This window comes from Dyadobacter sp. CY351 (genome assembly GCF_021502625.1).
GTDB lineage: Bacteria > Bacteroidota > Bacteroidia > Cytophagales > Spirosomataceae > Dyadobacter > Dyadobacter chenhuakuii.
Genome location: NZ_JAKFFU010000008.1, coordinates 16,801 through 29,256 on the forward strand (window position 1 = coordinate 16,801; position 12,456 = coordinate 29,256).

Annotated in this window: 14 protein-coding genes; 5 read left to right on the forward strand and 9 right to left on the reverse strand. The window is 45.1% G+C overall.

Annotated features, from left to right (window positions below):
- Nucleotides 1-44: 44 nt before the first annotated feature.
- Entirely contained in the window at nucleotides 45-680 is a 636-nt protein-coding gene (locus tag L0660_RS16215) for a hypothetical protein (protein WP_235160360.1), read from the reverse strand.
- 254 nt (nucleotides 681-934) lie between these two features.
- On the opposite strand from L0660_RS16215, the gene miaA reads away from it, so the two are divergent.
- On the forward strand, nucleotides 935-1,864 hold the full coding sequence (gene miaA / locus L0660_RS16220; protein ID WP_235160361.1) for a tRNA (adenosine(37)-N6)-dimethylallyltransferase MiaA: 930 nt from the start codon (nucleotides 935-937) through the stop codon (nucleotides 1,862-1,864).
- An 8-nt stretch (nucleotides 1,865-1,872) separates the two neighbouring features.
- On the opposite strand, the gene L0660_RS16225 is transcribed toward miaA, so the two are convergent.
- The 4 genes from L0660_RS16225 to L0660_RS16240 form a co-directional block, all read right to left on the reverse strand.
- Nucleotides 1,873-2,169 (reverse strand): rhodanese-like domain-containing protein, encoded by a 297-nt coding sequence (locus L0660_RS16225; RefSeq protein ID WP_026628462.1) that lies wholly within the window; start codon nucleotides 2,167-2,169, stop codon nucleotides 1,873-1,875.
- A 27-nt stretch (nucleotides 2,170-2,196) separates the two neighbouring features.
- On the reverse strand, nucleotides 2,197-4,056 hold the full coding sequence (locus tag L0660_RS16230; protein ID WP_235160362.1) for a T9SS type A sorting domain-containing protein: 1,860 nt from the start codon (nucleotides 4,054-4,056) through the stop codon (nucleotides 2,197-2,199).
- Nucleotides 4,031-4,828, reverse strand: coding sequence for a PASTA domain-containing protein (locus L0660_RS16235; RefSeq protein ID WP_233797303.1), 798 nt, complete (start codon nucleotides 4,826-4,828; stop codon nucleotides 4,031-4,033). Before L0660_RS16235 ends, L0660_RS16230 begins: the two co-directional genes overlap by 26 nt.
- A 66-nt stretch (nucleotides 4,829-4,894) precedes the next feature.
- Nucleotides 4,895-5,488, reverse strand: a complete 594-nt coding sequence (locus L0660_RS16240; protein WP_235160363.1) for a riboflavin synthase — start codon at nucleotides 5,486-5,488, stop codon at nucleotides 4,895-4,897.
- A gap of 168 nt (nucleotides 5,489-5,656) precedes the next feature.
- Between L0660_RS16240 and hisB the strand changes: the two genes are divergently transcribed.
- The 4 genes from hisB to L0660_RS16260 all read left to right on the forward strand — a co-directional run bounded on the left by hisB (nucleotide 5,657) and on the right by L0660_RS16260 (nucleotide 9,677).
- Nucleotides 5,657-6,781, forward strand: coding sequence for a bifunctional histidinol-phosphatase/imidazoleglycerol-phosphate dehydratase HisB (hisB, locus tag L0660_RS16245; protein WP_235160364.1), 1,125 nt, complete (start codon nucleotides 5,657-5,659; stop codon nucleotides 6,779-6,781).
- Between the two features lie 211 nt (nucleotides 6,782-6,992).
- Nucleotides 6,993-7,289, forward strand: coding sequence for a hypothetical protein (locus L0660_RS16250; protein WP_233797306.1), 297 nt, complete (start codon nucleotides 6,993-6,995; stop codon nucleotides 7,287-7,289).
- 117 nt (nucleotides 7,290-7,406) lie between these two features.
- Nucleotides 7,407-8,054, forward strand: coding sequence for a carbonate dehydratase (gene can, locus L0660_RS16255; protein ID WP_026628467.1), 648 nt, complete (start codon nucleotides 7,407-7,409; stop codon nucleotides 8,052-8,054).
- Nucleotides 8,055-8,099: 45 nt separating this feature from the next.
- Complete coding sequence (locus L0660_RS16260; protein ID WP_233797307.1) at nucleotides 8,100-9,677, forward strand: SulP family inorganic anion transporter; 1,578 nt, start codon at nucleotides 8,100-8,102, stop codon at nucleotides 9,675-9,677.
- Between the two features lie 147 nt (nucleotides 9,678-9,824).
- On the opposite strand, the gene L0660_RS16265 is transcribed toward L0660_RS16260, so the two are convergent.
- From L0660_RS16265 to L0660_RS16280, 4 genes are all read right to left on the reverse strand, one after another.
- Entirely contained in the window at nucleotides 9,825-10,280 is a 456-nt protein-coding gene (locus L0660_RS16265; RefSeq protein WP_233797308.1) for a hypothetical protein, read from the reverse strand.
- Nucleotides 10,281-10,299: 19 nt separating this feature from the next.
- Nucleotides 10,300-10,740, reverse strand: a complete 441-nt coding sequence (locus L0660_RS16270; protein ID WP_235160365.1) for an ash family protein — start codon at nucleotides 10,738-10,740, stop codon at nucleotides 10,300-10,302.
- Nucleotides 10,741-10,794: 54 nt separating this feature from the next.
- The gene (locus L0660_RS16275; RefSeq protein WP_026628471.1) at nucleotides 10,795-11,337 is read right to left on the reverse strand and encodes an RNA polymerase sigma factor; all 543 of its coding nucleotides are present in this window, start codon (nucleotides 11,335-11,337) and stop codon (nucleotides 10,795-10,797) included.
- Nucleotides 11,338-11,499: 162 nt separating this feature from the next.
- On the reverse strand, nucleotides 11,500-12,456 hold the full coding sequence (locus L0660_RS16280; protein ID WP_233797310.1) for a transketolase family protein: 957 nt from the start codon (nucleotides 12,454-12,456) through the stop codon (nucleotides 11,500-11,502).

The following is a 12,456-nucleotide window of genomic DNA, read 5'->3' on the forward strand; positions in this document are numbered from 1 at the left end:
GGTTATCCGTACTGGATAACCTTTTTTTGTTACTATGACTTTTCTTACTTCTTTGGAAACTTGAAGTTCAGCCTGTTTGCTACCCTCATGTTTTTCTCTTCTGTAAGCCCCAGCGCTGCGATAGTCTTTTCGTAACTTTTAAGAATTTCGGCATTTAATCTACCTTCCTCCACTATTGTTCCTGGAATAATCACGACACGCACATCTTGAAACTGTCTTTCAGGAGCATCGTCCCCATCTTCAGACCATCCCCTCTGAAATAGCTCTACAAAAAAAGTGTTTTGTGAAATTCCGTGGACAAAAGTAAACTCACTGGCTTGCTGATTAGCTCCGGTTCCAAAGCCAACCAATCCTGGAAGAGGCCAATAAACGTTCTGCGATTTGATATAAACCAATACTGCGGAAGATTGAAGTGCGCTATCCAAATCGGGGGTGAGCTCGGGTATACCAGTAACATATCCACCTAATGAATCAGTTTCGGCAGCACCTGACGAAAGGATAATTGCCCCCCCACCTGAGCCCGTGCCGTTCTGCCCAGCCGGTCCCGCTGGCCCTGCTGGTCCTGCCGGGCCGGCTACGCCTGCATCGCCCTTTGGCCCTACATCACCCTGCTCGCCTTTGCAGCCAACCATAAATGCCATTGACCCGATCCAGGCAAATAGTAATAATTTTTTGAACATAACTTGCAATGTTTAGAATGTGAATTGAAAATAAGAAAGAAAAATGTTAGAGCTTATTACGCTGGCCGATTCAATTTGACGAGAACAAGGGCGTTTTTTCCATAAATTATACAAAAAAAATTATTAATCCTTCTCGCTGTCAAAAGATTGCAAAACCGGCATGATACTATTGCCTAAATATGAGAAAAAGTGGTGTGTACAAACTGCTGATATGTAAATTCGCGACGAAGTAACATTGATTTAAAAGCGCTTGAATGTCTGAAAGCCAACAGAAATACCTGATCATCATTGCCGGCCCTACTGCAGTCGGAAAAACCGCATTGTCCATTCAAATAGCCAAAGCGCTCAATACGGAGATCATATCCGCCGACTCGCGGCAATTTTTTAGAGAACTTAACATTGGCACAGCGAAGCCAACAAACGAAGAGCTTTCGCAAGTCAAGCACCATTTTATCAACTCGCATTCTATTTCAGAAATTTACAGCGCCGGGGATTTCGAACGCGATGTATTGACATTACTGGAAACGCTTTTTGAGAAGCACGATTACGTCGTGATGACCGGAGGTTCGGGTTTTTACGTGAAGGCTGTTTCAGAAGGCTTAGACGACCTGCCCGCACCCTTGCCGGGCCTGCGAGAATCTTTGACCCAAAAGCTGAATGAAAAAGGACTTGAGGTGTTGCAGCAAAAGATTCGTGAAATAGATCCGGCGTTCGCTGTTACGGCAGAAATTAACAATCCTCAACGCGTAGTGCGGGCATTGGAGGTATTTTACACAACCGGCACGCCAATCAGTCAATATCATTTAAAAAACGTCACTAAGCGGCCCTTTCAGCAGATCTTGATCGCGCTGGACAGAGATCGTTCCGAACTGTATCAACGCATTGATGACCGGATGGACATAATGCTTGCAGAAGGGCTTGTTGACGAGGCGACAGCATTGCTTCCATACAAATCCCACCACGCGCTTCAAACGGTCGGATACAAGGAAGTTTATGGTTATCTCGACAATGCCTATGACGAAAAGGAAATGATCCGGCTGCTGAAACAGAATTCAAGGCGGTATGCCAAGCGGCAACTGACCTGGTTCCGTCATCAAGGCAAATTTGAATGGTTCAAGGCCGACGAATATGAAAAAATCCTGGCCTACATTCAGGCCAGGATTCAGGATAATAATACTTTGTAGAAAGAATGTTACTCCAACTCACGATAGGCAAGAATCCCGCCCAACACGTTTCTAACATTTGAAAAACCCTGCGATTCCAGGAAGCGAGCCGCTTTTCCGCTTCTTGCTCCCGAACGGCAGTGAATAATGATCTCCTCATCTTTCAAAGGTTCAAGCTCGTCCAGATGATCGGGCAACTCACCCAACGGGATTAGTTTCGCGCCCAGATTGTCTTCTTCGAATTCGTGTTCTTCCCGAACGTCATAAAAATGCAGGTCTTCCCCTTTATCTAAACGTTCCTTCAGTTCTTGCACTGTAATATCCATAATGTCTTCTTTTTGTTATTAATAAGATTATTGGACAAATAACATCTTTTGTGTAAATGATCGTTTCCCATCCGATGATTTAACAATATAAATTCCTTCATTCAACTGAAGCACGGCGGAACGCTGGTCCTTTTCTGGAACAATGGTTTGAACCAAATGTCCCTGCATTGCGTAAATGTCGATTCTTTTTATAGAAGCATTCTCCCAGTTGATAACGCCTTTGTTCGGATTTGGGAAAAAGCGCATGTCCGTAGTCGCGACCGGTTCATTCCCTGTCACCACGCCTGCCGCTTTCTTTCCCAGATAAGGCCGGATCATGATACTGCCCTTCAGCGCAGTTTCCTTGGCCCACTCGGTTCCTAAATTATAGAAAACTGCGTTCCTACCCAACATGGAGTTCCGGTCAAACCCTACTGTAACCGGCTGCTCGTTCAGTTGGAGCCAGCCTACATAAAATGTGTCCGGGACAGCAACCGGTGTGCTGAATGCATAGTCAATAAACCCGTTTCGTAAAGCGGGATATCTTGCTCCAACAGATCTTTGCGCGATCAGCTTGTCCGGTTTGCCGTTTTTGTTATCAAAGATCTGAATCGTAAATCCTTGTCCCGAAACATCTTTGTTAAACTGGACCATAGCAAGCCTTACGCCGCCAATTGTATCAGGTTTCGCCAATGTATACTGCACAGCCACGCGTCCCAGTTTCTGATTTACCTGCACGCCATATTCTGCACTTCCATCGTCATATGCATAGTAATCCGTCAAATCGACCCGGGAAGTGATGGAATCATTGGTCTTCAAATTAACTCCCGGAATGGTATCCGTGGTGGTAACCCAAAATTTAGTGATCAATTTCAAACTATCCAGGTTGCTATTGATAGCCAGCGGAGCCCTTTTGACTGCCAAAGATTTAGATTTGAGCGACTCGACGTAAATCGACCTCTGAACATTCCGGAACAATTCCGTCCCCTTTGTCGCATCCCGGATGGTAAATGTGCTGGTCAGAATGTTGAAATTGTTGAAGTTATTCGCAACATCAGTCTTCACCGAATCGGAAATGGCAGCCTGGGGATTGACGCGATATTGCCGGAGCGGCATAGCGGTATATTTTTTCAAAAACGGAGAGATCGCTTTTCTCACCGCAACATCGAAAATGTAAGGTTGCCTTACTGACCGTTTTGTATTTAAATAAACATAATCCAGATGCCAGGTGTCGTAATAACCCGAATTACGCCCATAGGCCCGAAACCGGAACTGAAATGCATTATGGAAGTATGCCGGATCAGTAATCTTCACAAATTGATTCTTATAAACCGTGTCTAGCTTGTAACCAACCTGCCGCCAGGCCGTAACCCAGCCATTGGTTTTACTCAAAAATTCAAGCTGGAAATAGTCACTGGAATCCGGCAGTTCACCCAAACCCTTTGCCAGCCACTGAAAACTAATGTATAGTGAATCCGAAGCCTTCTTTCCGGCCAGGTCAATGGGCTGAGAAGTTAATGTATCAGTAAAATTCTGAGTAAGCGGATTGACGAGGTTATACGGGGTTCCCGTTGCATTCAAGCCATCAAAAGTCGCAATGTTGAGCGAGGGCTGCGAGCTGGAAAGTGTATTATTAATGTAAACCCCACTTCCAGGAAGCCAGTTTGCCGTGTTTGGGCTGGCCGTTTTGGTGGTTGAAAAATCATCAAAAAAAGGCAGGTTCAACGTTGCCCCGGTCCGCAATGTGCTTTGTGATCCGGCCTCCTCATCGGCATAGGAGCCGTTGATAGGAACGAGCTTTAATTGGGCGTATAGCAACTGACACTGAAAAAGCGCGAGAAGCAATGTCAGGATTATACGTTTCTTATTATCAAAATAAATTTTACTGTTCCGGTAATATATTCTCATTCCCAGTTGATTCAACTGCTTGTGGTGTGATCCAGAGATCGATTACATCTCCTATTCTTACATTATTTCCAGCGTCCGGGTTCTGTCTTACCACCGTGCCCGCTGCTTGTCCTTCCTCTGCCGGTATTTCCATCTGCTGCCCAACTTTAAGCCCCGCTCCTATCAGCGCAATTTTCGCTTCGTCCAACGGCAAGCCTAAAACGGATGGCGCTTCAAACTGTGCTGTCCCAAGTCCTTCGCCCAATTCCAGATCTACTTTCGAGCCTTTCGGAATTGCTTGTCCGGGCAAAATCTCTTTCCCGTTATACATTTGCCTCAAAACCGCATTCTGCGCCATATCCGGCACATAAGATATATTTCCTTCTTCAAGACCAACACTTTTCAGCAACATTTGCGCGCTGCGGTGCGTCATATCCGTCAACTTCGGCATCTTGATCAACGGCGCAGTGCGTGATGAAACGGTCACATATATTTTCCGGCCTTCTTTTACTTTGGCTCCCGGCAATGGATATTGTGAAATGATGGTCAGCGGGGGCACATTAGCAACGAAAGTGCAATCTACTTCGTAACGCAGGTCGCGGCTCTCAAGGAATTCTTCAAGCTCGGCAACATTCTTTTTCTTCAAATCCGGGATGGTTACAGCCTCGCCATGATTGGTCGTAAAAGGCAGATAAACAAAGAAAAAACCCAGAAAAAGGACCAAAAGCAATGAAACTATAATTCCGATATGAATGAAAAGATCCGTTCTGGACTGAGTACTTATTTTGGCCATGTATTGTTAAAGCTCGAAATGTATAGACGGGTAAAAATAAACGTAATATTTCAGGATGCCAATATACTATGCGGTATATGACCCAAGAATTCTTTTAATGTACTTTCCTAGAATATCAAATTCAAGATTGACACGGTCACCTGCTTTCAGGCTATGGAAATTAGTAAATTCATAGGTGTAAGGGATGATTGCAACCCGGAACGAACTGATTTCAGAATTAAAAACGGTAAGACTCACGCCATTGATACATATGGATCCCTTTTCTACCGTCAGATTTCCGGTGGATGCATCGTACTCAAAATCAAAAAGCCAGCTGCCGTCGCGCGCTTCCACGGATGTGCATATGGCCGTCTGGTCCACGTGCCCCTGCACGATGTGTCCGTCGAACCTGCCATTGGCCGGCATACAACGTTCCAGATTGACCTTATCCTGAATAGTCAGGTCACCCAGATTGGTTTTCAGCAATGTTTCCTCAATGGCGGTGACTTTATAGGTGTCTCCCTCCACGGCAACAACGGTCAGGCAAACACCATTATGGCTGATACTCTGATCGATTTTAAACTCCGAAGCAATGGGTGATTGAAACGAAAAAGTTTTGTTAGTGCCTTCTGAATCCACTTTTAAAAGCGTTGCAACGGATTCTACTATTCCTGTAAACATTATCTTAGACGAAATTTTAAACACAAAGTTACGATTTATAACGTCTCTTTGCAGTACGAAAGGCGCTATTGATGTGGGTAAATCTTTTCAAATCCACATAGTTTGCGAACTTTGCACGAACGCGGGAAACCAGCATTCCTTTTGCCTAACATATCCTTTATAACATTAATGAAAAAAGTCTTATTTATTGATCGCGACGGAACGATCATCGTTGAACCGCCCACTGATTTCCAGGTAGACTCATTAGAAAAACTCGAATTTTTACCCAAAGCAATATCCGCACTTCGAAAAATTGCAGAAGAAACTGATTATGAGCTGGTAATGGTAACCAATCAGGATGGCTTGGGAACGGATTCTTTTCCTGAACCCACCTTCTGGCCGGCGCAAAATAAGATGCTGCAAACCTTAGCAGGAGAAAATATACATTTCGCGAACATTCACGTGGACCGCAGTTTCCCCGAAGATAACCTTCCTACCAGAAAACCCGGCACCGGAATGTTAACCTCCTACTTTTCAGAAGAATACGATTTGGCTAACAGTTACGTGATCGGTGACCGCCTTACCGATGTGCAATTGGCTGTAAACCTGGGAGCTAAGGCCATTTTATTTCTGGATCAAACCCCTGAAACGGGAATGTCCGAAGAAATGCAGAAAGCTACCAGCTATGTTTCAAGGGATTGGGATGCAATCTATGAGCATTTGAAGCTGCCTTCCAGAACTGCGTCTGTTGAACGCAATACAAAAGAAACACAGATTAAAGTCGAGCTGAACCTGGATGGAAGCGGCAGATCTGACATTCATACAGGACTGGGCTTTTTCGACCATATGCTGGATCAACTGGCCAGACATTCAGGCGCCGACCTCTCTATCCATGTCGAAGGTGACCTGCATATTGACGAACACCACACCATTGAAGACACGGCGCTGGCGCTGGGTGAAGCTTACAGGCAGGCCATTGGCGATAAGCGCGGGATTAGCAGATATGGGTTTTTGCTTCCTATGGATGAAGCGCTTGCCCAGGTTGCTATTGATTTTTCTGGCCGTCCGTGGATTGTTTGGGATGCAGAATTTAAAAGAGAGAAAATTGGTGAGATGCCGACGGAAATGTTTTTTCACTTTTTCAAATCATTTTCAGACACGTCGCTCTCTAATTTAAATATTCAGGTAAGCGGTGACAATGAGCATCATAAGATCGAATCGATTTTTAAAGCGTTCGCCAAGGCAATAAAAATGGCCGTCAGACGTGATTTAAAAGCACTCGACTTTATGCCTTCAACCAAAGGGGTCCTTTAAATTTTTAATTTATTGAACGGTTAAAGACATTTTTAGTTAATTTTGCTAACGTTAAGTAGTGTATAAATTGCTTTTTTATGGAAATGACAATCATAATGATCGTTTTTTATGTGGTTCTTCTTGGTTCTGCGTTCCTTGTAGGACGCTGGCTGGAAAACAATGAAAAACAATGGAAAGCCAAGTAAGCGTTATTAATTAATCGTATCACAAGTTGCTCAAATCGCTCTGTCTCATATTACTTACGGCCTTCCTCATCTGTAAAGCCACAGATGTCGCCAGCCTCTTGCTGGCCAAGGAAAAGTCATCTGTGGTTTGCGATACCGGCACTTGTGATAATGAAAAAACAGAAGTTGAGAAAATCAGCGACGACCAGTTGTTGATTTCTCATTCCCTACATTTTGATAAATCCCCTTTATCATTCCCCCTTTCGAAGTCTTTCTCCTTCTCTGCCGGATTTCCAAATGAAATCTCGCTGAAGCTGCTCTCGCCGCCCCCCGAACTGATCTGATTTTCCTGCATTTATTTATTCTGTGAGCATGGTGCTCCTGCGGATGTGTACACTTTACATTCGGCTAGGCGCATTGTCCAGATTCTCCTATTCTACAATTTATATTCAAAAAAAATCATGATCAAGTCGTATAACCAACTGTTTGAAAACAATAAAAAATGGGTCGATGCAACTAACGAGGAAGACCCTGAATTTTTCAACAGACTAGCAAACGGACAAAGCCCAAAGTTTCTATGGATCGGATGTTCTGACAGCCGCGTTCCCGCCAATGCATTAACAGGAACAATGCCTGGTGATATTTTCGTGCACCGCAACATTGCCAACATGGTCATTCACACGGATATGAGCATGCTGAGTGTGCTCGATTACTCTGTTAATGTGCTTAATGTGCAGCATATTATCGTTTGTGGACACTATGGTTGCGGCGGTGTTGCAGCAGCAATGGGCAACAAACAAGTAGGCCTTATCGACAACTGGCTGAGACATATTAAAGATGTGTACAGACTGCACCAGGAAGAACTGAACGCCATTGAGGACACTCAGAAAAGAACCGACCGGTTTGTTGAGCTCAATGTGATCGAGCAGGTGATGGACCTTGCCAAAACTTCGATCGTGCAGAATGCCTGGGCTAATAAAAAGCCTTTGCAAGTGCACGGTGTGGTGTACGCAGTCGGCACAGGCGTTCTTCAGGATCTCGGCATTACAATGGACAGTGCAGACGATATGGAGAATGTATATCGGATGGACGTTCCGGTTATCGCCTGACATTAAGCAGCCCTCATTTAATATTTGACTCTTAGCGATAATCGTATGTCAGCAGATAAAAAAAGTTTGTTTTCCAACCTGAAGTACGATGTCCCGGCCGGACTCGTCGTTTATCTGGTTGCTTTACCATTATGTCTTGGTGTGGCGCTGGCCTCGACAGGACGCTCTGATCTCCTGTTTTCCGGAATCATTGCCGGGATCATTGGTGGAATCGTGGTTGGTTCCATTAGCGGCTCGCCCTTAGGTGTGGCTGGCCCGGCCGCTGGTCTGGTTGTGATCGTGCTCAATGCGCTGGATACGCTCGGGAGTTTCGAAGCATTCCTACTTGCAGTGGTTTTGGCGGGGGTAATCCAAGTTATTGCTGGTTTCTTGAAGGCCGGGATCATTGGCTATTATTTCCCGTCGTCTGTGATCAAAGGAATGCTTGCTGCCATTGGTATAACCCTCATTTTGAAGGAAATACCGCACGCATTCGGGTATGACGCCGACTTTATGGGCGACGAAGCATTCAATCAGAAAGACGGACAAAACACCTTTACGGAGCTTTTTAACGCAGTAAAATACAGCAGCACGGGAGCCATCATTATTTCTGTGATTTCGCTCGGCTTGCTGATGTTGTTCGACCGTCCGTTCATGAAGCGCGTTTCGCTTTTCCGGTTTATCCCGGGTGCATTGTTTGTAGTGGTCAGCGGAATCCTGCTGAACCTTCTTTTTTCAAAGGTGATGCCTGCCTGGACATTGGGCGGTGATCATTTGGTGCAGCTGCCAGTGGCGAGCAATGCGCAGGAATTTTTCAGTTTTTTCAAAACACCTGATTTTTCTGCAATTACCCGCGTTGAAACTTACACCATCGCTGTAACATTAGCGATCGTAGCGAGCCTTGAAACGCTTTTATGCGTGGAAGCAACGGATAAGCTGGATCCCTACAAACGCAACACGCCCACAAACCGGGAGCTGGTAGCGCAGGGTATCGGTAACATTACATCCGGGTTAATCGGCGGGTTGCCTATCACGCAGGTGATCGTGCGCAGCTCTGCCAACATTGATTCGGGTGGCCGGACCAAGATGAGCACCATTACGCATGGGTCTATTATGCTGCTTTCGGCTTTGTTTATTCCTACATTACTGAACTACATTCCGTTGGCTTCGCTGGCGGCGGTGTTGCTGATGGTGGGTTATAAGCTTTCCAAGTTTTCGCTTTACCAGGGCATGTATAAGCTCGGCAAAGAGCAGTTTATCCCGTTCATTGTGACCATTATCGCCATTCTGAGCACGGATTTGTTGAAAGGAATTGCCATCGGAATGGTTGTGGCGATTTATTTTATCCTTCGCAAAAACTACAAGCACTCTTATCATTATGTGAAAGAGAAACACCGCGATGGGGATGTGATCACGCTTATCTTGTCTGAGGAAGTTACATTCCTGAACAAAGGCAGCATCAGCGCAACACTGGACGACCTGCCCGACAGCTCAACAGTTGTCATCGACGGCAGCCGCTCCATGAACATAGATTACGATGTGCTGGAAATTATCCAGGATTTCAAAAAACATGCGGCGCCGCTGCGTAACATTACGGTTGAAACCAAAGGAATTGAAGGCGTAGAAGTGGTTGGTGGCCACTGACATTGCTGAGATTCTGTAATTATATACGAAATAGCCGGCACCACGCCGGCTATTTTTTTGCACAAAAAAATCCCACAACCGACGAGTGCCAGTGTGGGATAACGATTTGTAATAAGCCGATAAGCCGGTCAAAAATCCTTTAAGTCCTTATTTGTTCTTAAGGCGTTGGATAAGCATATCATTGAATGTACGTTCCGCCTTATATAATTCGATCACTTGGCTTGCCGTAATTACCTTTAAAAAGCGATTCTGATATTCTTTTTCAAGGTCCAGCTCCTTCTGACGCAAGTCCTGCACTTCTTTCAGGTTACCGAGCACTTGCTCGTCATTCTGCCCTTCTGCTTTTTTATCATTGATGATCTTCCTTTGCGCACGGTGAATTTCTCGGCGTTTTTGGGAATATTCATTGTAAACCGGCCAGAATCCTGTTGACTGCTCCGGTGTTAAATTCAGCCGGTTGGTAATAATAGCCACTTTCGCATCCTGAATCCGTTTTATTTCTTCCTCCGATTTCCGTTGCGCGCTTGCCGTAGTGATGGAAAGCATTGCTATGAAGAGGAGGGTTAACAGGTTTCGGTGTCTGGTAATAAGTTGTAAGTTCATTTTATAATTATTGTTAGGGTCAAATCGTCTCAGTGCCTGAAACTGATTCCTGTAATTGCTGGCGAAGAACGTCATCTTCTAATCCATCCAGGTAAAAAAGTACAGTTGAATCTGTGTCAAACGCCTTCTGAACAACTTTATGCTCGCTCAAATCGTAGTAACTGATATCCTGATCTTCGAGGTAACTCACTATGGATGCATTACTGATGCCGCTCAATGGCTCCTGCCCAAGTGATCCCTGGCGTTCGGGAACGGTTACCCATACCAGCACTAAAATCAAAGCCATAGCCGACACAAGCGCCAATGAACGCTGCCACGACCAGCCTATCACCGGCTTACGAACAGGTTCCGACGGGATTCTTGATTGGATCATCTGAGGCAATTTGTCAAAATAGTCCTCCGGAACCTGGAAAGGAACTTCCTTTTTCAGATCATCCAGTCGTATGCGCTTATTATCCATGATTATTTATATTTCCACTCTTGTAAATGTTTGACCAAACTAGTTTGCAATGGTTTAATCTGTCTCATTTAAATAATCCTCAATTTTTTTTGAAGCCCAATGATATGAAGCTTTTAGCGCACCCACGGACGTCCCGGTGATCTCCGAAATCTCCTCATAGGGCAGCTCTTCAAAATATTTAAGGTTGAAAACCAGCCTTTGCTTTTCTGGTAATTTTAATAATGCCTTTTGCAGTTTTAGCTGAATGGCATCGCCGCTCACCAGCGGATCCGCTTCCAGCTTTTCGCTCAGCTCACTTTCCACGTCATTGATTGAAATGAAAAAACGCTTTCTTTTTTTGTTGAGAAAGTTAATGGCTTCATTGCTCGCAATGCGGTAAAGCCAGGTGTAGAATTTGGAATCGCCACGGAAATTTTCCAGCGCCGTCCAGGCTTTGATGAACACATCCTGTGTAATGTCATTCGCATCATCATGGTCTACAACCATTTTCCTTACCAGCCAATATACTTTTTGCTGATACTTCCGCACCAGCTGACTGAAAGCGTTCCGGCGCGTTTCGGGATTTTCAAAAAGGGATAATAATTCTTCGTCAGACATTTAATCAATACTAATTCCCGAATCAACACAAGTCAATAATAGTTCATTTTTTGGTTCAGGGCAAATAAAATTTGAGTCCTGCAAAAAGTAAAACAGCGTTTCAACCTTTCGCAAGACTCAATGATTTCCGGCCGCAAAAAGCTGGCCGGGGACTTCAATAATCTATTTTTTTCTCTCGATAGCACGTTTAGCAGCTTCCACAATGTGCTTCGCTGTCAGGCCGTATTTCTCCATTAATTGTGTAGGCGTTCCGCTTTCTCCGAAGCTGTCGTTCACCGCCACGTATTCCTGAGGAACCAGTTTGTTTTTAACCAAAACCTGCGCCACGCTGTCGCCCAAACCACCAATGCGGTTGTGTTCCTCAGCAGTCACTACGCAACCTGTTTTCTCAATAGATTTCAGGATCGCTTCTTCATCCAGCGGCTTAATGGTATGAATGTTAATGATCTCCGCATTGATGCCTTCTGCTTCCAGAAGTTCACCAGCCTGGATCGCCTCCCAAACCATATGGCCCGTTGCGAAAATGCTCACGTCCGTTCCTTCATTCACCATCCAAGCCTTACCAATCTCGAATTTCTGATCCGCATCCGTGAAAACAGGGATTACCGGACGTCCGAAACGCAGATAAACCGGACCTTCGTAATCAGCGATCGCGATCGTTGCTGCTTTCGTCTGGTTATAGTCACAAGGATTGATAACGGTCATGCCCGGCAACATTTTCATCATGCCAAGGTCTTCCAGGATCTGGTGCGTAGCGCCGTCCTCACCTAATGTAAGGCCCGCGTGTGAAGCACAGATTTTTACATTTTTATTGGAATAAGCAACGCTCTGACGGATCTGGTCATAAACACGGCCCGTAGCAAAGTTTGCGAATGTAGTAGCAAATGGAATTTTACCGCCAATGGTCAAACCGGCAGAAACACCGATCATATTTGCTTCCGAAATACCGCATTGGATAAAACGGTCCGGATTTTCTTTTATAAATGGTTCGAGTTTCAGCGAACCAACCAGGTCAGCACAAAGTGCCACAACGTTTGGATTCTGCTGCCCCAACACATGCATTCCGGCCCCAAAGCCCGAACGTGTATCTTTCTTCTCAGTGAAGGTGTATTTTTTCAT